Annotated in this window: 14 protein-coding genes and 3 pseudogenes; 14 read left to right on the top strand and 3 right to left on the bottom strand. The window is 42.4% G+C overall.

All coding sequences use genetic code 11. The features are described from left to right. The first annotated feature begins 1,029 nt into the window (after positions 1-1,029). Complete coding sequence (locus ACYRY3_RS30510; protein ID WP_460205418.1) at positions 1,030-2,487, top strand: MFS transporter; 1,458 nt, start codon at positions 1,030-1,032, stop codon at positions 2,485-2,487. A gap of 49 nt (positions 2,488-2,536) precedes the next feature. Here the strand turns inward: ACYRY3_RS30510 and ACYRY3_RS30505 are convergent, their stop codons facing one another. Both ACYRY3_RS30505 and ACYRY3_RS30500 read right to left on the bottom strand, forming a co-directional pair. Next, the gene (locus ACYRY3_RS30505) at positions 2,537-3,013 is read right to left on the bottom strand and encodes a hypothetical protein (protein WP_460205417.1); all 477 of its coding nucleotides are present in this window, start codon (positions 3,011-3,013) and stop codon (positions 2,537-2,539) included. Positions 3,014-3,716: 703 nt separating this feature from the next. After that, positions 3,717-4,058 (bottom strand): annotated as a pseudogene (locus tag ACYRY3_RS30500) (SagB/ThcOx family dehydrogenase); the annotation flags it as partial. A gap of 489 nt (positions 4,059-4,547) precedes the next feature. On the opposite strand from ACYRY3_RS30500, the gene ACYRY3_RS30495 reads away from it, so the two are divergent. From ACYRY3_RS30495 to ACYRY3_RS30445, 11 genes and pseudogenes are all read left to right on the top strand, one after another. Further along, entirely contained in the window at positions 4,548-6,428 is a 1,881-nt protein-coding gene (locus ACYRY3_RS30495) for an isocyanide synthase family protein (RefSeq protein ID WP_460205416.1), read from the top strand. Positions 6,429-6,810: 382 nt separating this feature from the next. Beyond that, positions 6,811-7,035 carry a peptidoglycan-binding domain-containing protein gene (locus ACYRY3_RS30490; RefSeq protein ID WP_460205415.1) on the top strand — a complete coding sequence of 75 codons (225 nt, stop codon included), beginning with the start codon at positions 6,811-6,813 and terminating at the stop codon, positions 7,033-7,035. Positions 7,036-7,524: 489 nt separating this feature from the next. Continuing rightward, on the top strand, positions 7,525-10,878 hold the full coding sequence (locus ACYRY3_RS30485) for a ferritin-like domain-containing protein (RefSeq protein ID WP_460205414.1): 3,354 nt from the start codon (positions 7,525-7,527) through the stop codon (positions 10,876-10,878). A gap of 18 nt (positions 10,879-10,896) precedes the next feature. After that, positions 10,897-12,492, top strand: a complete 1,596-nt coding sequence (locus tag ACYRY3_RS30480; protein ID WP_460205413.1) for an FAD-dependent monooxygenase — start codon at positions 10,897-10,899, stop codon at positions 12,490-12,492. Positions 12,493-12,494: 2 nt separating this feature from the next. Beyond that, the gene (locus tag ACYRY3_RS30475; protein WP_460205412.1) at positions 12,495-13,172 is read left to right on the top strand and encodes a glutathione S-transferase family protein; all 678 of its coding nucleotides are present in this window, start codon (positions 12,495-12,497) and stop codon (positions 13,170-13,172) included. An 88-nt stretch (positions 13,173-13,260) separates the two neighbouring features. Then, positions 13,261-14,508 (top strand): cytochrome P450, encoded by a 1,248-nt coding sequence (locus ACYRY3_RS30470; RefSeq protein WP_460205411.1) that lies wholly within the window; start codon positions 13,261-13,263, stop codon positions 14,506-14,508. Positions 14,509-14,538: 30 nt separating this feature from the next. After that, complete coding sequence (locus ACYRY3_RS30465) at positions 14,539-14,913, top strand: VOC family protein (RefSeq protein WP_460205410.1); 375 nt, start codon at positions 14,539-14,541, stop codon at positions 14,911-14,913. Positions 14,914-15,013: 100 nt separating this feature from the next. After that, entirely contained in the window at positions 15,014-16,342 is a 1,329-nt protein-coding gene (locus ACYRY3_RS30460) for a cytochrome P450 (protein WP_460205409.1), read from the top strand. Positions 16,343-16,622: 280 nt separating this feature from the next. Further along, positions 16,623-18,263: an MFS transporter gene (locus ACYRY3_RS30455; RefSeq protein WP_460205408.1), complete on the top strand. Its 1,641-nt coding sequence runs from the start codon at positions 16,623-16,625 to the stop codon at positions 18,261-18,263. A gap of 288 nt (positions 18,264-18,551) precedes the next feature. Continuing rightward, positions 18,552-19,787 (top strand): MFS transporter, encoded by a 1,236-nt coding sequence (locus tag ACYRY3_RS30450; protein WP_460205407.1) that lies wholly within the window; start codon positions 18,552-18,554, stop codon positions 19,785-19,787. Further along, positions 19,787-19,940: pseudogene (locus ACYRY3_RS30445) on the top strand (helix-turn-helix domain-containing protein); the annotation flags it as partial. The gene ACYRY3_RS30450 and the pseudogene ACYRY3_RS30445, both read left to right, overlap by 1 nt. A gap of 238 nt (positions 19,941-20,178) precedes the next feature. On the opposite strand, the pseudogene ACYRY3_RS30440 reads toward ACYRY3_RS30445, so the two are convergent. Next, positions 20,179-20,493: pseudogene (locus ACYRY3_RS30440) on the bottom strand (NACHT C-terminal helical domain 2-containing protein); the annotation flags it as partial. 633 nt (positions 20,494-21,126) lie between these two features. Here ACYRY3_RS30440 and ACYRY3_RS30435 point away from each other — a divergent pair. Beyond that, positions 21,127-21,414 (top strand): hypothetical protein, encoded by a 288-nt coding sequence (locus ACYRY3_RS30435; protein ID WP_460205406.1) that lies wholly within the window; start codon positions 21,127-21,129, stop codon positions 21,412-21,414. A gap of 4 nt (positions 21,415-21,418) precedes the next feature. Next, the gene (locus tag ACYRY3_RS30430; RefSeq protein WP_460205405.1) at positions 21,419-21,847 is read left to right on the top strand and encodes a type II toxin-antitoxin system VapC family toxin; all 429 of its coding nucleotides are present in this window, start codon (positions 21,419-21,421) and stop codon (positions 21,845-21,847) included. Positions 21,848-21,879: the final 32 nt, after the last annotated feature.

Here is a 21,879-nt window from a genome sequence, read left to right as displayed (position 1 = left end):
AATTATTAGCCAATCTCTCCTTTTGGCATTTTATTCTAATAATAAAAATATTAGCTTTTTTTGTTAATTCCACCTTCTATCAAGCGATATATTTGTCTCATTTGCTTTTAACTCAATTAATTTACAAAACTATATATTGTAAAGTTTGGTTGTGTTTGCAGATACAAAGAATTGTCATAATTTGAATTTTTTAGATCCTTTAACGTTAGACTACCGCTCTATCAGTCAAATTTGAAGGTCAAAAAATTCGATTTTTTTAAACCGAGTAAAGGAAAAATCGGTCTAATGATAGTCACAGAAATCGAATTTTTAGAATTATTTTACCGACTATTTAGAACATCCAGCTAGCACTCACACAGTAAGGCTTAAAAAAAACGGTTTCTTTGAGCTTGCTTATTTAATGAAAATTCGGTATTTGCGCCAAATAAAAACCGAGTTTTTGAGAGAACTCAATTGATGTTCTATATTACCCGAGCACCCTCACTGTTTGCCAAGAATGACGTTTCAGCGAACTATTTAATGTTCAAGATACAAATTGACTTTGCAAAAAGAATAACTCTTAAGATAGAGGGATTGAGAATTCTAGTTATATTATTGTATGAGAGCTAAATATTTTTGTATAAATTGATTTCTTCAGTTAGTAAAACTTATGAGCAATCTTTGAAAGATAGAACCTTCTCTGTTTTAGACGATCTTTAGTCATCACAATGCGTGTTAATATTGCTCTTTTTTACTGAGATAGCTATAGTTGCTATAATGACATCTTGCACCTTCTTAATAAAGGGGTGGTGGGCAATGCCCTACGTAACAATAAGCTTTTCAGCCTATTATTTTCGCTTGGGAAACGGTGGTGCAAGATATGAGTATAGCAATAGGAAATGTTTGCTGTAAAATACCTTACAGCTAAAGGTGCAGTTTTAATATGTCACAGTTAATTTATAGAATAGCTCTATAGCGTTTAGTCATTAATGCTGGTAGGGGAAGTAGTTGGCAATTCAGTTTAAACCTTTAAATCTTTGCTAGATAATTATGTTCGGGCAACAAGAAGAAGACTTCTTAGTAGAAGCCAGCCCTATTCCTATTCAGGAAGTTTCAGAGGATAGGGCATTAGTAGAGACGATACTTCCTCCAACTCCAAAACTGCCTTTTAAAATTTCCAAGGCAGAAATTCGGATAAGCCTTAAGGCATTAACTCTTGAGAGTCTCTTATCAACGCTTTTTTACAGTATTATTGGCGGTGCATTGCTCAGTAATTTCTTACTGGAACTAGGTGCCAACCCAGTAGAAATTGGTCTGCTTGCTTCGATTCCTCAGTTGGTGAATCTGCTCCAACCAATAGGAGCGTATCTGGTGGACAGAACTACGAGCTTCCGTTGGTATGCGATAAAAATTTTTGCCCCCTCAAGGCTGTTGTGGCTCATTTTATTGCCAGCAATTGGGTTGGTAGCCTCATCTCGTATCACTGGACACCACGTGGTACAGTTGACATTGGTAATTTTATTTGTTGTTAATATCATTGAAGCTTTTGGTCGCGCTCCCTGGCTTGGTTGGACGGCTGTGCTAGTGCCAGAGAGGTTGCGGGGGCGGTATTTTGGCTTTCGCAATAGTCTTTTAAGTTTGACGAATTTCATCAGTGTGCCACTGCTGGGTTTAGCAGTATCCGCTTGGCCCAGTGGCGCACTTCAAGGCTACGGTGTCATCTTGATTCTGGGAATTGGGCTGGGAATCATCAGCCAAGCCTGCCAGTTCTGGATGACCGATGTCAACCCACAGCTTTTAAAAGTTGTTGTTCCGGGGACATCCCGATCCGAACCTAAGGAAATGGAGAGCGGCTTCTGGAAAGATACCAATTTTTTAAAGTTCGTACTTTATCTAAGTATCTGGTGCTTTGCTGTAAACGTCAGCGCTCCTTTCTTCAACCTCTATTTACTGGATAATCTCAATCTAGATATTAGCGTGGTAACTGTTTATAACGGTTTAGGTACTGGTGCTAATATGCTAATGCTGCTTTTCTGGGGCAAACTGGCTGACCGCGTCGGCAATCGTCCGCTTCTGGTTTTAGTTGGAGTTTTGGTAGGGATAACACCTATATTGTGGCTGGGAGTCGGAACAGATAAAATTTCCCTTTGGGTCTGGTTACCTTTGTTGCACGTGCTGGCTGGTGGAACTTGGGCAGCTATTGACTTATGCACCAATAATTTTATGATGGCACTGGCACCCCATCGCGATCGGTCCACTTACTTTGCGATCGCCGGGGCGGTTGCTGGTGTCACAGGGGCAATGGGGATCACAATTGGTAGCTTGCTTGCAACAATGCCCGGTTTTGGTGGCTTGCTAGGGTTGTTTGCTCTCTCAGGCTTCCTACGCTTGACTGCGCTTTTACCCTTGGTTTTTGTTCAAGAGGAGCGTTCTGTACCTATGGGTCAGCTTATACATGTCTTGTTTCCTCTCAAACAACAAAAATTGCTCATTCAATCAGAGGATTGATGAATATTCCAAGTAGGTTTATTCTCATGCAGGAATGAGCGAAGGTTCTCTAATGTCTAATTTCTAAGTTGAGGATATAACTTCCTAACTGAACTTCTCCTGCCCACAATTCGTATTCTACGCGCAAATGTTCTGGGTACGCATCACCTTTGAGCATGAGATGACGGGTAAAATTGTGCAAGCGAATAGGTTCTTTATTTTGTGACATTTCATTAGGTAACCAATAGCGGCTCCTACCATACGCCCCCTGTTGCCAAAAGTGACGGTAACTCAAACGACCGTTACCTTGTAGGGTCATGATGACTTGCTCGGGCGTTATTTCCAACCACCACTGCTGGGGATTGTTGGGGGAATCAGTTTTGTTTTGCTCTTGGTATGGAAAATTTACAGGAGGTGCAGTCAAGAGTATGTGGAATCGATTGCGGTCTTTTTTATACAGCGTCGCAGCAGTTTCGATAACAGACTCAACTGGTAGGTCAACAGATATAAGTGATAAACACAGGGGCTTATGATAGTGAGTTAGCATCGGAGTGATAAGGGGTAGAATTCAATACAAGAACAAAGAATTCAGGAATAGCGGTCTTCTTTTAAGAATTGATATCTGGATTGATTAAACGCATCCATATACATTTTTACACGAGAATTTTTTTCTTAGTTAATTAAAATTATTTTGTTTTCAAACCAAGGATTGTTATATGGCTGCGCTCCCGTAACTCTAGGTGAGTATTTAATGGAGTAATTTGGAGTAATAACCCGTTAATCTGATATACTAAAAATAAGGAGTTGTTTTCATGCCATATAGGTTGATTATTAAAATTACACATGACCGGGTAAATGTGTTTAAAATCAATTCTTTCCCTTAAAGGAATGGCTTGAAATACTGATTAAAGCTCGATATGGCTATAACCACCACGGCGTAGGTGGTAGTGTCTAGATACGGTGTCCTAAGAGGTTTAGAAAGGATATAGCCATTTCTACTTTTTAAACGTTACCGTCAATCAGACTGCGAAACTTTTGAACAATCGTTTGATTTTGGGGTTTACTCCGAGAAAGCTGCGATATTTTGTTACGCCGAGCATAAGTACACTGAATTGTAGGGGATATACCTTAAACTTGGTGGTGGGCACTGCCCACCCTAATCTTGACAAATGGCAAATGACGACCAAAACTCGTTAGCTTGCATTTGTACCGATCGCTCTTCCTCTAATAGAACGGGAAATACAGAAACATTATCTCGGTCTCCCTAATGTTGTAACATATAGCACTGCTTCATCAGCAGGTATACCTAAAACCTCATTCACATTATCATCAAAAAAGCCGCCAATACCGCTGACACCTAAACCCAGGTGGATTGCCCCTAAATTGAGCCTTTGACCCAAATGACCGGCATCCATGTGCAGGTAACGGTAAACGCGATCGCCATACTGAGCTACAGATGATTTTAAATCCGATGTATGGAAAACGACTGCTGCCGCATCCCGTCCTAAATCTTGTCCCAAACAGAGAAAGTGTAATTCTCTTCGGAAGTTTTTAAACCTAATTTGTCGTACTTCTTGTGCTTTGGGTGCGTAAGGGTTAGGGAGGGGTATTTTTATTACAAGTGTTTAACCGAACATGATATGACTTCGTGTTTCAACTGTCCTTCTACAAGTAGGCTCAGCAAGCAACCTCCGGATTGAATCCGGGGGTTTGCTTGGGGACTTCCAAAAAATAAATGATTCTATCTTATGGGACGGGTGGGGACACCCGTCCCATGTTATTGGCAGGTAAGGACGCCCGTCCTATATGATTGGCGGGCGGGGACACCCGCACCACAAGATACAAGAAATACTAAGACAATTTTCCGGAGGATGTATCAGAGCTGCATAAACCCAATTTATCAACTGTGGTTAATAACATAAGGGGTTAAGGCGCTGTCAAAGCAACAGCGAATAAACCCGAAATTCAATCAGAATCATTTCTCAAGCAATATTTGTTCTACCGGCTCAATCGAGCTTCACGTATTGTTTTCTTGTTACTGCACAAATTCTATTATTTTTTCACAAAAATTGAGGTTATTTATGTCATTACAAAGATCAGATTCACTCTACCATAAATCAAATTTAGTTACAACCGGTCTTTCTCGAATGGTGGCTTCTCAATTTATAGAAGCCTTCCGCAAACTTCTTGTTCAAGGCAACGATGATTTATTTGAGCCAGAAGGAAGAATTTTTCTAACAGAGCAATTAATGTACTTTATCCAGTCCGGACAACCAATCGAGATGATTTTACCTGGATTTCCCTGCAAATCACCCAACTCTCTTTCCAAGGTATTTGGTTATTTACCCGATCGCGGAGAAGAACTTGCGCTGACTCATCTAGATAACTTCTGCGAACAAGTCAGAAAATTTTATGCACCTGGTTGTAAACTCATCATTTTTAGTGATGGAACTACCTTCTCCGATCTAATAGGAGTCTCCGAAGAAACTCAAGAAAGCTACAACACAACTCTCAAAAATCTTCTCCAACTTCGTCATATTTCCTGGGAATCTTTAGATAGCTTTTTCTCCTCAGAAAATGGATATGATGCTCTTAGAGAAGAATTCATGAGCAAATACTGTTCCCTAGATAAGAATCAAGTAGAAGTGCTGCTCAAGAATGATGAACAGATACTTCAAACTTACCAGGGTCTTAAAAATTTCCTTTTCCAGGATAATCCTTGGACTGATTTGAATTCTCCTGAAACCAAGAAAAAGCGACTGAAACAAAGTGGTGAATTCGCCAGAATTATGATTCAGCGGAATGACGCATTAACGAGACTGCTGAAGGAAAAATTTCCGCACCACATTCGGCTTTCTATTCACAGCCAGAATAATGCAGGACCAAAATTTGGTATTCATTTGTTACCCAATGACAATCGCTGCATAACCCCTTGGCATAATGTGGTTGTCAAAAACAAAGAGAATCAAGACATTTTAATGAAAAAAGAAGAAGCTGAAAAATTAGCCAATACTGCACTAGTTATGCGAAACAAACAACCTTGGTATTTTATTGAATCAACCGAAGAGATTTGGGGTCAATGTGAATTAGAAATTATTAAACCACCGAAGACAGGAATTCGCATTACCTATCATGGTAATGATAATGAGAAAAAGCCTTCCTGTTCTTTGCTCAACTCACAGACATTACAAAATCTCTGCTTAGAGTATGGTTTTGTAGCATTACGAGGCTTTCAAATTGACAGTAAAGAGCATCTTGTCGAGTTTTCATCAGAGTTTGGAAAACCAGTCATCTGGGACTTCGGACCCGTACACACGATTAGACCTAAAAAAACACCTGATGGCTATATTGCTTCTCGTGAAGCTGTCCCCTTACATTGGGATCTCAGTATGCCACCCTCTTACTTAGAAGCGAGTGGTCGTTACGAAGACTTTACCCCTCAGTTTTTTATTCTTTATTGCCATCAAGCACCAGCTAGCACAGGAGGACAGACCACCGTGGTTGATGGTCGAAGAGTGCTTGAAAATGCAGGTTCTCAAAAAGTTGAGGCTTGGAAACAAGTAATAATCGATTACTTCACCAAATTGACTTACTACGGCGGCAAACAACGTAGCTATCCGTTAATTATGCAACACCCTGTTACAGGTGAAGATATCTTGCGATATCAAGAAGGCTCCAATTCCAAGTTACAAACCTTTGAGCTTTCTTCAAAAAGCCTGCCTCAAGAAGATTTTCAACAACTGATTGTTGAACTCCAAGCATCTGTGTACGATGATAGCTGCTTCTATTGCCACGACTGGCAGCAAAGCGATCTGCTTTTGATAGAAAATCATTACACCTTGCACGGTCGAACAGCTTTCAACGACGATCGCACCGACGAACGAGAACTGTGGCGCGTCCAGATCCAACCACAAACATCTATCTCCCATTCTTGGGCTGTTACTTCAAAAGATGTAGCATAAGTGCGAATCGCGTTCGTGTTATACCAGGTTCGACAGATTTCTGACAATCTGTAAATTTTACCCCACAAATAAATAATTCCCAGAATGTGGGACGGGCGAGGACGCCCGTCCTATATTTATTAGTGGTAGGTGGGGACGCCCGCACCACAAGAAATTGCTACAAATCGGGGAACCCGCGATGGCACAATGGTTCCTTCCCGATAAAGAGTCAGCATATCCAATTCTCTCCCTTTATAAGGTCTGGGCTAGGGAGGGGTATTTTTATTACAACTGTAGCAACCTTATATAGGTCTTTAACTAGAAATAAATTTCCATACGACCTGCATATTTCTCAAAAAGCGATCGTTAGTAATAGATATCAAGCTTACAGGAGAAATACACCATGTCTCAAATGCCAACCTTACAACGCGGAATCACTGGTCTTGACGTAGAACGTCTGCAAAACGACTTATCTACATTAGGATACCAAGTGACAGCCAATGGTATATTCGACGAACTTACAGAAAATGCTGTTAAACAATTCCAACAAGACAACAACTTAACTGTTGATGGTGTAGTTGCTGCTCAAACCGGAAGAGCATTAGGAATGGCTTTAGCAAAAGCATAGAAATGCTAAAAAATGCGGGTTCTTCAAGATTATTAACTCTTTTAGGCAACCCGCTTTTCTTCTGATTTAACAGCGCTTGTATAGGATTACTATTTGATTGAAATACACCTAGGGTGGGCACTGCTCACCACAACTTAGATTTGGTGGGCTTTAGCCCTACCTACGAATACTTTTCTTCTGATTTAACAGCACTTATATGTCCCATAACCCTTGTCAAATCAACCACCAGCCACTGGTTACTAATTACTGTTAACAAGGTCATACAAAGTCAGGAAAGGTATGAAAAAGTCCGGACATCCTTGCAATGACTGCTAAATTTACGGAACATGGAAAACAAGTTTTGAAGTATGAAGTATGAAGTATGAAGGATAAATAAAACTTTATCAATCAACCGATTTTTCATCCTTTATCCTTTATATTTCATCCTTCATCCTTTATATTTCATCCTTTATTCTTATCGCGATCGCCGGAATAATCAAAAAGGTTATTATGAGTATCTTAGACTTTCCTCGCCTGCACTTTCAAGGCTTTGCCCGCACCCACGCCCCCACCGGACATAAAAACGGTTTGGTAGACCTCAGTACCAACACAGTGTATATGAAGGGTGAACCTTTCGATCGCAACCGTCCTTTATCTGAATACCACGAATATCTTCAAAACTTGGAACCTAGGTTTAATGCTGAAGGACAATGGGATGAAAACGGTTCTTTTAGCATGGCAAAGGGGTGGGACTTTGGAGGAAACGGTCACTTTGCGATCGAAGCAAAAATTGTCAGTACCCAACGGGAACCAGGAAAAGTTGACCAGCAAGACCCAGTAGTTGGACGCAGCATTGATATGTGGGGTCACTTCAATGATTACCTAGCCACAACTTTCAATCGCGCCCGTATCTTTGACTGCGATCCTGCTTCCAACTGGACAACCACAATCATGGTCGGTCAACTGACTTTTGGAAGACAGGGCGTATCCCATGAAGTCCCATATATGCTCTCAGCACCTGTTGAAGGCATGCAACCAGCTCGCTGGCAGAATTTTAACTACATCCGGGAATTGCCAGAACATTGCCTGAACAGTGAATTTAAGCGTGCAGAGGTCTATCAATTTGTTATCCCCAAAGACGCCAAAGATTTTCTCTGGGGCGAAGAGACAGCACTTTCACCGACAGTTTCCCTGTTACGTTCTGCAATGGATCGGGAAGATGTGTTGGGGGTAGTTGTACAATTCAGTTTAAGCAATATGTCTGCACCCTTACAACCCGATTCACCAGTCTTTTGGCATTTACATGGAACTATCGGTTTGTGGTGTGAAGGTGAACTGAAGACTTACCCCCAGGGTCGGTTGTTAACACCCCGTCATGTATTCCAAAATCCCGAAGACAGAACACTGTCCAACCTGACGGTTGAAATTACCCCTCAAGGCGCTAGCTTGAACACGATAACCGCAGTCCCTTGCACCGGACGTGCTACTCAAGCAGGACCGGGTCCAACTCATGCTATTGGTTCCAAGCTCGACCTGGGTGAATTAGAACTGCGTACAGTTAAAAGTCAAAGATTGGTAGCGCGAATCCCCAAAGAAGCATACCAACAACAAGCACATCAACTCACAAGCGGAATTGTAGACGTACCTTTGGCAGAACCCTTTGAGCATCTGTGTCCTGAGATCGAACAGCAGGGCTTGTGCATTGTTGGAACCCACCCCAACGGTCAGCGACAGATTTTAGTTCAAGAAGAGGAAATTAACCTCCAAGTGAATGACGCCTGCTTGTTTGTCGAATTTCCCGATCGCAAGCGGGGTGAAGACTACGCCGTAGAATTAGAGGTGCGGTCTTTTGTTCGGGGTTGTCCCGCACCAGTGGAAGCAGTCTACTTGCGCCAATTTTACAATCCCAAAGGTCTGCCCCAGTTACGTTATGACTTTGAACGCAATCCAGATAATGTCGGTAAAACTTTCCACTTTCCTCTCAGTTCAGAAATAGATATATTACACTTCAAACCCGGTAAGCGGGAAGAAAAGGGCGACTTTACTGCTAAAACTGCGATCGCAACTAACCATCAAGGATGCGGTTGGGTGACTGTACGCGGAGTTCAATCGGGGACAGCACGGGTACTCCTATCAACACACCCTGACGAAATACCGGGCGATGCTTCACCTACAAACCAAGCCCTCATTAGCTACGATAACGAAGATCGCCTTGGCTTCTGGTCTGGGGCTGGTTCCTTTGCGGTTCGAGTCCTCCCCAACAATTGGCACTTAGAAGACATTCCAGATGAGTCTGTAGACTTTAACCTCATTTACGAACACATCCTAGCTTTCTACGAACTTTCCTTTTCCTTCATGAAAGCGGAGGTCTTCAGTTTAGCGGACAAATGCAAGGTAGAAACCTATGCTCGTTTAATGTGGCAGATGTGCGACCCTTGCAACAAAAACAAAACCTACTATATGCCACCCACACGAGATATGTCCCAACCTCAGGCAATGCTTTTACGTAAATATTTGCAAAATCAACAGCGAGTGGGCTATCTTCCCGAAACCAAACCAACACCAAAGAGCACTCAGTACACCATTCAAACACGCGATGAACTGGTAGCCGCCCTACGTCATGCTGCAGAACTTGAGGTTGCAGTTATGTTGCAGTATGTCTACGCAGCATACTCCATTCCCAACTATATCACCGGTCAAGAGTACGTGCGTCGCGGCTTGTGGACTCCCGAACAACTGCATCTGGCTTGCGGTGATGGTCAGGAGGGACGCAACTATGGCATACGGGGTGTGTTGTTGGATATCTCTCGGGAAGAGATGGTTCATTTTTTGATGGTTAATAACATCTTAATGGCGCTCGGCGAACCTTTCTACCCAGCCATACCCAACTGGAATGAAGCCAATCGACGCTTCCCGATTGAAGTGGATTTTGCTCTAGAACCCTTTGGTTCATCTAGCTTGCAGCGATTTTTACAATTTGAATTGCCCGACTTTTTGGTAGAAGATTTGGCTCATGAAACTGAACCAAACGATCCAACCGTCGATAAGCTGCACGGTTATGGTTCCTTAAGCGAACTGTACCGCCAAATTCGTCATGCGATCGCAAACATTCCAGATTTAATTGTTGTTAAAAAGGGTTGCGCGGGCGGCGAGCATCACCTATTCTTACGTAAAGATACCAACAAATCTCACCCCGATTATCAATTTCAGGTAGACGACGTCAAAAGCGCTCTCTTTGCTATCGACTTAATTGTCGAACAGGGAGAAGGTTGTGAGGCAGATTCACCTAAATTTGAAGAATCTCATTATCAAAAATTCCGGCGCATTGCAGATGCACTGGCTCGCGAGCAAGCAGCTACTACCGGGCATAAATTACCTTGGAATCCAGCATACCCTGCACTGCGTAACCCCACCCTTTACCACAAAGATTACAACTCTACTGTTGTCACTGTCCCCCAAACTAGGGCTGTTATGCAGATTTTCAATGAGTGCTACTTTTTAATGATGCAACTCATGGTGCAGCACTTCGGGTTAATGCCTCATGGTAGCTTGCGGCGTTCAAAATTGATGAATCCAGCTATTGATGTGATGACGGGTATGATGCGTCCCTTGGGTGAACTGCTGATGACTATGCCTTCTGGGAAACGCGGGAAAACCGCAGGTCCTTCTTTTGAGATTGCCAACCCACCTATATACATTCCCACACCAGAAATTGCATATCAAGCGATCGCAAATCGATTTGAACGGCTGAGTCATGAGGCGAGACTTTGCCAAGTCATACCTAGCAACGTTTATGAGATGTTTGATTTCTACACGAGATATTTTGAGGATTTCGCCAAGAATCCCCACCATGTAATCGGTTAATCAACTTAGGGAAAAGCTATGAATAATATTAAAACAGATGTTCTGATTGTTGGCGGTGGACCAGTCGGCTTATCAACAGCACTTGAATTGCGTTACCAAGGTATTAATTGTATCCTAATAGAGCAATCCGACGGAGTTGTGACAGATCCCAAAGTCAGCACCGTTGGACCCCGCTCGATGGAGCTTTACCGCCGTTGGGGGCTCTCCCAGCAAATACGCAATGCTGGATGGCCTGTTGACCACACTCTAGATGTTACATGGGTGACGGCTGTGGGGGGTTATGAAATATACCGCGCTCATTTTCCATCCTATGCAGAAAGAACCCTACCTGAATACACACCAGAACCAGAACAAGTTTGCCCTCAAAATTTAGTCGCGCCAGTTCTGATAGATGCTTTAGGACAATATCCAACAGGAGCAATTAAGTTTCTGTCTCGTTTGGAAAGCTTTGAACAAACCGAGGAAGGAGTCACCGCCAAGGTAACAAATCTGCAATCGGGAGACACGGAAATTATCCAAGCCCATTACATGGTAGCTTGCGATGGTGCTCGCAGTACAGTTCGTAAAGCTTGTAACATTGAGGCTCCATCATTCCACCCCACCCAACTGTTTCAAAGCATTGTGTTTAATGCACCAGAGTTAGCAAATCAATTGGGACCGCGCAACGCTATGGTTTTCTTCCTGGTTAACCCCACGTTACAACAACCACTCCGGGCTGTGGATGGACGGGGATCGTATCGCCTGATTCTCAAACCACAAGAAGATGGTCAACTGCGCGATTCAGAAGAAGCAGTTCGAGAAGCGATCGCAATAGATACCCCCATTGAAATCGTTTCCAATATGAAATGGTATCTCACCCATCGCGTTGCTGACCAATTCCGTCAAGGTCGCATCTTCTTTGCAGGCGATTCTGCTCACACACTCTCGCCTTCCGGTGGTTTTGGTATGAACACCGGGATATGTGATGCACTCGACCTGGGTTGGAAACTGGCGGCTACACTCAAAGGCTGGGGCGGAGAAAAATTGCTCGATACCTATGAGATGGAAAGACGTCCTATTGCAGTCCGAAACCTCGAAGAAGCTAATGCCAACCTGCAACGCGGTCAAAAACGTGCTGTCCCTCCAGCAATTATGAGCGCCTCTCCCGAAGGGGAAGCAATCCGCCGTTCTATGGCTGAAGGTTTAGAGCGTAGTGGCGTTAAGCGCGAGTTCGACGCACCAGGAGTTCATTTTGGATTCCGTTACGAGTCACCTATCATTATCCCTGATGGTACCCCTCCCAACTCCGATCCCTTCCAATGGACTCAGAATAGTTATCCCGGATCGCGAGCACCCCATGCATGGTTAGAACCTGACAAATCTATATTGGATCTCTTTGGTCAAGGTTATGTGCTGCTGTGCTTCCAAGAAAAACAAGGAATTGAAACTTTTGCCAAAGCTTGCTACGAGAGACACGTTCCACTGACAATCAGCTTTCCCGAAAAACCCTCTGTTGCCAAACTTTACGAACGCGCCTATGTGCTGGTGCGACCCGACGGACACGTTGCTTGGAGAGGCGATACCTTACCTAGCGACCCAGGTACTCTTATCGATCGCGTTCGAGGCTGCTTTTAATTATGAAACTCTACTACGCCCCAGCCTCATCCTACTCCCAGCGTGTCCTCATCGCTCTTTATGAAAAAGATGCAGATTTTACACCTATAGAAGTTAACCTTTTTAATGAAGAAGAGCGATCGCACTATACAAAAATTAACCCTTTTGCCAAAATTCCCGCCCTGGAAACCGAATCCGGTCAAATACTGTTCGAGGCTTGCATCATTATCGAGTATCTCGACCAACGCTTTCAGAACAAACCCCATCTCATCCCACGAGATCCAAAGCTGGCTTTAGAAGTACGAATGCTCGAACGAATCGTAGATGTGTACATCAACCGAGGACGTGAAGCGTTATTTTCCGACTCTCAGCGTCCCGTAGAAGAACAAGGCAGTCATGAGGTAAATAAAGCACATCGACTACTAGAAACAGCATGCTTGCACCTAGAAGAACGATTGTCTGATAAAACCTGGCTGGCTGGAGAAGAGTTTTCCCTTGCAGACTGTGCAGCAGCACCCACCTTAAGTTACCTGCGTATGGTTTACAGCTACAAGCATCTACCCAACTTAACAAATTATGTTCGGCGTTTGGAATCCAGACCATCTGTAGCAAAAGTTCAAAACTCCGGACGCGAACAAATGATGCAAATGCTGTCTGCGTTAAAAAAACCACTTCAATTAGTGCCTTTAGATAATGGCTAATTGCATAAATCACTAACTCTAACCGCTAACTACTATTAGTATCCATCAACCACTAACAACTAACCACTAACTACTAACGGAGTCAAAAATGTCTATTACTACTGTTGAGCGACTAAACCCATTTCTGTATGAATTCATCTCAAATCCCTATCCAGTTTATCGTTACTACAGAGAAACAGATCCCGTTCATTGGGGTGTGTCCTCCAACCCCCAATTAGAAGGAGCTTGGTACATCTTCCGTTACGATGATGTCATGAAGGTTATGGAAGACCGCAGGTTTGGTCGCGAGTTTGTCCAACGAGAGGGAGTAGAAACTACACCAGTGCCGACGGAGTATAACACATTTCTGTCAATGGTCAGTAAGTGGATTGTTTTCCGCGAACCACCGAATCACACGCGTCTGAAATCCTTAGTAACTAAAGCGTTTACAGCAAAAGTTGTCGAAAACCTCCGTCCTGTCGTTTACTCTATTGCAGACGGTTTGCTTGATGCTGTCTGCGATCGTGGAGAAATGGATGTGGTTGAAGATTATGCATTCCCTCTACCAATTATGGTGATTGCGATTATGTTAGGAGCGAATCCAAACGATCGCGATCTCTTCCGCAAATGGGCATTAGCATTGCAGCATGCAAGCGCTTCCCGTATTAAACCCCCAAAAGAAGTTTACGAACGAGCAGAACAGGCAAGCAAAGAATTTATCGAATACTTTATTCCTATCATTGCAGATAGACGTGCTAATCCACGTGAAGATTTAATTTCTAATCTAGTCAAAGCTGCAGATGAAGGCGACAAGCTGACTGATGAAGAGATTGTTGCTACTTGTACCCACTTGTTAACAGCTGGTCATGAAACTACAGTCAATTTGATAGCTAAGGGAACACTAGCATTGCTCCGCAACCCCGAAGCATACACTCTCTTACGTTCTCATCCTGAACTCACTCCCGCAGCGATTGAAGAAATCTTGCGCTATGACACTCCCATTCAAATGATTACCCGTTGGGCATATGCAGATATCGAATTGGGTGGTAAGTTGATTAAGCGTGGAGATAGCGTGGGGATAATGCTTGGTTCTGCTAATCGCGATCCCGCGCATTTCAATAACCCTGAGGTTTTTAACATACAACGTCAAGATAACAAGCATAGCAGTTTCGGTGGCGGTATCCATTATTGCCTTGGTTCAACTCTTGCTCGTGCTGAAGGTCAAATTGCACTAAACGTACTTTTAAATCGTTTACCTCAACTTCGTTTGGTAAATGAGACAGTTGATTGGGCAAACAACATCATTTTCCACGGTCCCAACCATTTGCCAGTTGCCTTTGGACGGAGCAATAAATAATACCATGTCGCATCAAAAGGAGTTAATTAAATGAGTATTATACAAGGTTTGACAAAGACTATCATTTATGTCAAGGACATGAATACCCAAGCCCGCTTTTATCGCGATGTACTCAACTTGACAGTGATAGACCCGACTAATGTGGATGACTACAATAATGTAATTTGGGTAGAGTTTGCCACAGGGGAATGCAACTTAGTCCTCCATCTAGACAAAGATAAGCAACTCGGTCAGGATAGACCAAAGCTCGCATTTAGCGTCAATGACATGGAAACCGCTCACAAGATGTTGACTGAGCGTGGTGCAAAATTAAGTGAGATTCGTTCCCGCAGACCTGGTTTAAAAGTCGCAGATGGTTTTGACCCTGAAGGCAATCCTTTCTCAATTTACTATCAAGAATCATAAAAAGTCAGAAAAAGTCTGAACTCAAGTCACAAAGCGATTTTGTTTCCGAAAACCTGTCAGCGATCGCTGTTAATTAAATTATAATTTTGAGAATAAAAAAATGGACGAAATTAACAACTTGTCAGAACAGTATCCATCCTTAAAGCAACAACAAAATGAACACTGTAGTGAGGGAAAAGGGATAGAAAAACAGCAAAAAAGTTGCCCTCATCTTGGACAAGAGTTCCAACCCTTTGTTAATCCATTACTGGACGACCCTTATCCCTTCTATAAGCGTGCTAGAAAGGAAGAACCAATCTTTTTCAGTTCATTATTGAATGCTTACGTTCTGACTCGCTATGAAGATGTTTTAACGGTACTGAAAGATCCAGTACGATTTTCTTCTGCACAAAGTCTCCAGTCTGTTGGCGAGTTTGCTCCCGAGACAATTGAAGTTTTGCGTCAAGGCTTTCCCGTCGTTTCACTTATTGGTAGTGATGGCGAACAACACAGGCGCTTGCGTACTCCTTTCCTGAAAGCTTTCTCACCAGAGAAAGTTGTGGCGATGGAAGGTTCTATCCGTGCGATCGCTAACAGATTAGTAGACAGTTTTATCAATGATGGTCAGGTAGAAATCTTATCAAAATTTGCTTATCCTCTGCCCCTTGAAGTCATCTTCAATATGTATGGTGTTCCTTTAAATAAAATGGCAGAAGTTAAGCATTGGGGTAGTGAAGTGACGGCGTTGTTTTCTACACCATTAACGCCAGAACGACAAATTGAGTGCGCTCGCAGTTATGTTGATTTACAGTACTTTATGGCAAATCTAGTCGAAGAACGACGGATTGCACCTAGTGATGATATGATTAGCGATCTCTTAACTAGCGACCTAAGCATACCAGAAATAGTGCTGCTTTTATGTGAGATGATTGTAGCAGGACATAAAACAACTGCTAATTTAATAGGCAAAGCTTTAAAACTTTTTCTAGAACAACCTAATTTGTGGCAAAGACTCTGTGACGAACCATCTCTGATTCCTATTGCACTAGAAGAAGTCTTGAGGTACGATACCCCAGCTGCATCTATGATTCGCGTTACCACACAAGAGGTTTACCTCGCTGGAGCCACATTACCTAAAGACACGCGCATTCTTTTGCTGTATGGTTCTGCAAATCGTGATGAAAATCAGTATCATGATAGCGATCGCTTCAACATGGAACGATTCAAACAGACACCTGTTAACCACCTCGCATTTAGTCATGGAGTTCATCACTGCACTGGTTCTCATTTGGCTCGTCGGGAAGGACGGATTGCACTATCCGTCTTGTCCTCGCGGCTACCAAATCTCCGACTTCGTCCCAACCAACAACCAACTCATATTCCTGCATTGCTGAACCGTGGTTACGCAAAGCTCTATTTGGAGTGGGATATTGCTCATTCCACGACCTGAAAATTGTATTATAGCGGGTTAACTAAACTTACCCGCTTTAAACTTTCTAGTTCTATATATACGAAATCCGTTTCTTGAACGTGTAGTTATTCTTAGGAATGAGATAAATACTTTTTGTCTAATTCTTATTCTAACTTTATTTTTTAAGTTTGTAGCAAAATTATACAATTTTCAAAGCATTAATTTTCATTAATGACTGTAGCATTGAAAACCAATGTTTTCTGTCCTTCAACAAACTGAAGCTCTTTAAAGAATATTTGCAAATTAAGGAAGAAAATTGATGAGTTCTTCTACCAATCAAACCAAATCTAGACCCGCCAGTAATATATACCAGGATAAAAATTTTTACATCATTAATACCTTAACACTAATAGCAATTTTAGGAGGGACAATTTTTAACCCAGCGCTACCAACTATCTCGCAAGTTTTTAACGTTTCCAGCGAACAAGTAGCACTGGTAGCAACCCTCTTCCAATTACCTGGTGCAATTGTCACTCCAATCTTTGGAGTTTTAGCTGACACGTTTGGTAGAAAGCAAATCCTAGTTCCCTCACTGCTGATGTTTGCCCTAGGAGGGACCTTAAGTGGCTTTGCTCAAACCTTCCGCAGTCTTTTAGAGTGGAGAGTTGTGCAGGGCATTGGTACTGCAAGCCTAGAATCCTTGCAGCTGACTATCGTTGCTGACCTTTATAGGGGAAGACAACTCGGCGCTGTCATGGCATTTAATGCCGGCTTGATTGGTATGAGTTCAGCACTCTTTCCTCTCATTGGCGGGTTATTAACTGGATTTAGTTGGCGATTCCCGTTTATGATATCTCTTGTTGCTGTTCCGGTTGCACTGTTGGTATTATTCACCCTAAAGCTACCAAAGCAACATACTAACCCTCAAAGTTTTAAATTAAAACCATATCTTAAAAATACCTGGGGTAGCATTAACAATCGTCAAGTTATAGGGCTGATGTTTGCGGTAATGGTTCAATTCATGCTGCAAGTTGGAACCTGCTTAGTTTACATTCCAATTTTAGCAGGAGAGTTGGGAGCATCTGCTAGTTTTAATGGTTTTCTCCTTGCTAGCATATCAATATCTGTTGCCGTAGTTGCTTCTCAATTAGAACGGCTCACACAAAAATTTTCTGAAATTAAACTCATCAAATTTTCTTTCATTTTAGCTGCTTTAGCATTTGTCATTATTCCTACAATTAATAATGTTTGGCTGCTTTTTATTCCTATTTTTTTAATTGGCGCATCTCAAGGTCTTGCTTTTCCATCTACCCAAGCACTGCTAGCGGGACTTGCCGCACAAGAATCTCGGGCTGGTTTTATGGCAGTCAATTCAACAGTTCAATCATGGGGACAAACACTTGGCCCATTCTTGGGAAGCATCATTGATATAATATGGGGAACCCGAATTGTCTTCATAGGCAGTGCTATTATTTCCATCATCTCATTAGTCATTTTCAATACTCTGCTAACTGCTCAAAAACCAAGCTTCAGCCCCGTCCCAGAAAGCCCTACATCTGCTCTCAGCTTTGTTAACGCAGAACAAGCCACCCTCCCGCCGAACTTTGTTGAAACACCTACACTTGCAGAAAAACCCATTGCCAGATTATTCCATCTTCAAACCAATAGAGTTATTGAATTACCAGAAAATTTCTCTGTCCTTCGCATAGGAAAACCCAACAAACGCAGTTATCCCGATCTCGATTTGTCTGCATTACCAAATTCCGAGATTGTTTCTCGGATTCATGCAGAAATTAAGTTTGAGGGAGGAGAGTACTACATTCAGGATATGGGTAGTTCTAATGGAACTTATATTAACAAATATCCTCTATTACCTGGAATTTGGTACAAATTGAAGCCCGGTTTGACCTTCAGTATCGGTAGACGAGATGCAGTTTCTTTCAAATTTCAAATGAGTTAGTGGTTAGTAGTTAGTAGATAGACGTAGGGTGGGCACTGCCCACCAACAATCTACAAGGTAATTTTAGAACGGAAAAAAAGTAGTAGTTAGTTGTTAATTACCTATGAAGTCAGACTAACAATGAATAATTAGCAGAAAACCACTAACAACTAACCACCATGAAATTGCAACAGCCAACGGTGGGCAGTGCCCACCCTACTAACTAACAACTAACCACCATAAAATTGCAACAGCCAACGGTGGGCAGTGCCCACCCTACTAACCATCAACCACTAACAACTAACCACCATGAAAATTCAACAAGATAATTCAAATCCTATCTACAAAGATAACAATCTTTATATCATCATTAGTGTCACACTAATATCAGTTATGGGTGTGATGGCTATTAACCCAGCACTACCAGCCATTGGGGAAGTTTTTAAAGTTCCAAATGAACAAATTGGATTGGTTATGGCAAGCTTTTTGATACCAATTGCACTTGGAACTCCAATATTCGGGGTTTTGGCTGACCGTATTGGCAGAAAGAAAATTCTCATTCCTTCTTTACTGCTGTTTGCACTTGGCGGAATTTTATGTGCTTTCGCACGGGATTTTCGCAGCCTATTAGAGTGGAGATTTTTGCAAGGCGTTGGTGCTGCTAGTTTAGAGTCTTTGTCTCTCACTGTCATTGCTGATATTTATTCCGGAAAGATGCTGACTGCAGCGATGGCATTTAACGCCAGTATGATTGGCATTAGTGCAACAGTTTATCCTCTCATTGGTGGTGGATTGGCACAACTCAGTTGGCAATACCCATTTTTACTCTCAATTCTCGCTCTTCCAATTGCCTTGTTAGTGCTGACAAAACTAAAACTACCAAAGACCCAAAAGCATATTGAAGATTTTAACTTCAAAGTTTATTTGAGAAGTACGCTTAAGAGTATTAACAACCGTTCTGTATTAGCGCTGTTGTTTGCGGTGTTGTCTTTATTCATCTTGGAATTTGGTTCTTGTTTTATCTGCATCCCACTTCTAGCAGCAAATACTCTCGGTGCATCTGGTGCAGTCATTGGCATACTGCTTGCCAGTATGGAAATAACTCTTGCTTTGTTTGCTTCTCAATTGGGATGGTTTGCTCAGAAGTTCTCTGAAGTCACACTTATCAAAATGTCTTTCGTCATTTGTGGTTTGGCACTCTTGATTGCTCCCCTAATGACCAATGTATGGTTGCTTTTTATCCCTGTTCTAATATTTGGTGCAGGTCTTGGCATTGCACTTCCATCCACCCAAACAGTATTTGCACGCCTCGCACCTGAGGACAATCGTGCTGGGTTTATGGCTATGAATGTTACTCTCCAATCTTTGGGAAGGGCACTTGGTCCGGCTTTAGTAGGCATTGCCTTTGGATTTGTAGGAATTCAAGGAGCCTTATATGCTAGTGCTATTTTTGCCCTTGTCACATTCATAGTGCTCAATTTTCTTCTGTTAGGAACAACACAAAAACCTAAGTTTGCTACCAAAGGCGAGCATTACACCAGGTAAAGGGTTGGGAGATATTACGGTAAATGACTTTTAGACTACGAGTACCTCGCCCGTCTCATACAGAAAGCGATCTTTTCGAGCAAGAAGCCTTCAAAAAAACTAGCAACAGAAGTTGAAGAACTCCAAAACGCTTATCCAAAGGCTTATCTCAAAAAACCCTTTCTCCATAACAGTTTTGCAATTGTTAAGAAAGATGCGGGTAATAGATAGCTCCTTGTAGGGGAGCCAGTGCGTTGCTCTTCCAGAGTTGTAGCAACTGGCGTGAGAGGTTGGAGAGGGGTTTTCCAGATACCGTGAAAAGTCAGCGAAGTACCCGCATTGAGCGCAATGGCACGAATTGCCCGCCGGAGGAAAGCACGTGCGGTCTTCCATTGAAAGCGATGAATACGCGCTATAATTGCAGTTCTTCCGACAGTATAGGTAATTCCTTTCCTAACAGATGTGACGGAATGCTTTCCTTTGGAAGTAGTAGGTAATCAATCAGTTCATCGCGCAAATCTCTAGACACATAGCTATCTGCTTGAAGACAATCTAACAGAAGATTAATGACATAGAGGTACTTATCTAAAGCTTTAGTATCCTCTTCAGACAATTCCACATTATATCCAATATTCAGATACTGAATCATCACTTTCTGCAATTTGTCTGCCCAATCTTTCCATTCTGATGCCGGGGTATTATCGTCAGGTTGACAAGATTGTAAAGATGTTAAGGCATTTGCTAAATCAACATAGCCGTTATCTTTTGCTAAATTAACTGTTTCGGTTCTTCAGTACTTGTTATGCTAAAATAACAAGTACTGAAGAACCACTTTTTATAAAAATTAGGAAGAATGTCAAATCCAGGTTAATGTAGATTGGTTAGTGAAAAATCCAAAAGGCGCGATAACATTACCTAAATGGGTTGATTACCAAGGATCGGAATATACTAAGTGGCAGTCTTTTACGTTAGGTAGTTTTAGTCAAGAAGCATTTTGCCAAATCTGATTTTTATCTTAATTTGGATGCCTGCTGAGATACGTGTAATAACCAGATTCTCTTTAACTCATATCTTGCACCATCACCTTATTGCAAAAATCAAACCTCAAAAAGCTGATCCCGATCGTAGGTAGGGCTATGCCGCACACTCCCTTATTGAGAAGGTGCAAGATGTCAGTTAACGAGATCCAAGGTATTTTCTCAGTCCATTCTCGATACCGACAATAGCGGTAAGCCTATGAGTATAGATACTTAGCTTGTTGATTTAGTAGCAGTCCAAAAATTAGAAAATTCCTTTCGGCGAAAATTGAGACGTATTGAGACACAATGAACAATGTAAAGGATGAGTTAGCGGGGCTGATATGGAAACGATAAAGTTAAGAGCACATATTGGGGCAGATGGTATATTGCAAATCCAAACACCCACTGATTTTAACGATACCTCTGTTGAAGTGGTAGTGGTTGTACAGCCTTTACCCGATGCAGAAGTTGCAGTATCTGAGGAAACTCCAGTGCAGTATAACGCTTGGGGAAAGCCCACGACGAAAAAATCAATTACCGAAGCAATTGCCGGGATGCAACAACTGCGGCGAGAAGTTGCGTTGGACAAAACGTCAATCCGCTCCATGATAGAAGAGGGACGAAGATAATCAGATGCAGTTTGTTTTGGATTGTTCTGTAGCAATTAGCTGGTGCTTGGTGGATGAAAATAACAACTATTCTAATACGATATTGGCAATGATGCCGGATTGTGAAGCATTTGTACCGGGAATTTGGTCGCTGGAGATAGCCAATGTCTTGCTGGTGGCTGAAAGACGTAACCGCATGACTCAGGAACAATCTTCGCAAGCTATTGCCTTGTTACAGTCAATGTTAATTCAGGTTGATTCGGCTACAGATACAAATGCATTGGGTGCTACCCTGGTGCTAGGACGACAAGAAGGTCTGGCTGCTTATGACGCGGCTTACTTAGAGCTAGCGCTGCGGTTGGGATTGCCATTGGCAACACTTGATACTCGGTTAGCTGAAGCCGCTACTCGCTGTGGCGTGGAGTTGGTCGTTGTTGATGAGGAAACGCCTTAAAGCGGGGCTTGACCAAATCTAGTGGTGGATGC

The sequence above is a fragment of the Scytonema sp. NUACC21 genome, from assembly GCF_054684315.1.
This window is presented reverse-complemented; position numbering and strand designations above follow the sequence as displayed.

Coding starts and splice junctions, on each gene's coding strand:
- ACYRY3_RS30510 (WP_460205418.1), top strand. CDS start 1,030: ATGTTCGGGCAACAAGAAGAAGACTTCTTAGTAGAAGCCAGCCCTATT.
- ACYRY3_RS30505 (WP_460205417.1), bottom strand. CDS start 3,013: ATGCTAACTCACTATCATAAGCCCCTGTGTTTATCACTTATATCTGTT.
- ACYRY3_RS30495 (WP_460205416.1), top strand. CDS start 4,548: ATGTCATTACAAAGATCAGATTCACTCTACCATAAATCAAATTTAGTT.
- ACYRY3_RS30490 (WP_460205415.1), top strand. CDS start 6,811: ATGTCTCAAATGCCAACCTTACAACGCGGAATCACTGGTCTTGACGTA.
- ACYRY3_RS30485 (WP_460205414.1), top strand. CDS start 7,525: ATGAGTATCTTAGACTTTCCTCGCCTGCACTTTCAAGGCTTTGCCCGC.
- ACYRY3_RS30480 (WP_460205413.1), top strand. CDS start 10,897: ATGAATAATATTAAAACAGATGTTCTGATTGTTGGCGGTGGACCAGTC.
- ACYRY3_RS30475 (WP_460205412.1), top strand. CDS start 12,495: ATGAAACTCTACTACGCCCCAGCCTCATCCTACTCCCAGCGTGTCCTC.
- ACYRY3_RS30470 (WP_460205411.1), top strand. CDS start 13,261: ATGTCTATTACTACTGTTGAGCGACTAAACCCATTTCTGTATGAATTC.
- ACYRY3_RS30465 (WP_460205410.1), top strand. CDS start 14,539: ATGAGTATTATACAAGGTTTGACAAAGACTATCATTTATGTCAAGGAC.
- ACYRY3_RS30460 (WP_460205409.1), top strand. CDS start 15,014: ATGGACGAAATTAACAACTTGTCAGAACAGTATCCATCCTTAAAGCAA.
- ACYRY3_RS30455 (WP_460205408.1), top strand. CDS start 16,623: ATGAGTTCTTCTACCAATCAAACCAAATCTAGACCCGCCAGTAATATA.
- ACYRY3_RS30450 (WP_460205407.1), top strand. CDS start 18,552: ATGAAAATTCAACAAGATAATTCAAATCCTATCTACAAAGATAACAAT.
- ACYRY3_RS30435 (WP_460205406.1), top strand. CDS start 21,127: ATGGAAACGATAAAGTTAAGAGCACATATTGGGGCAGATGGTATATTG.
- ACYRY3_RS30430 (WP_460205405.1), top strand. CDS start 21,419: ATGCAGTTTGTTTTGGATTGTTCTGTAGCAATTAGCTGGTGCTTGGTG.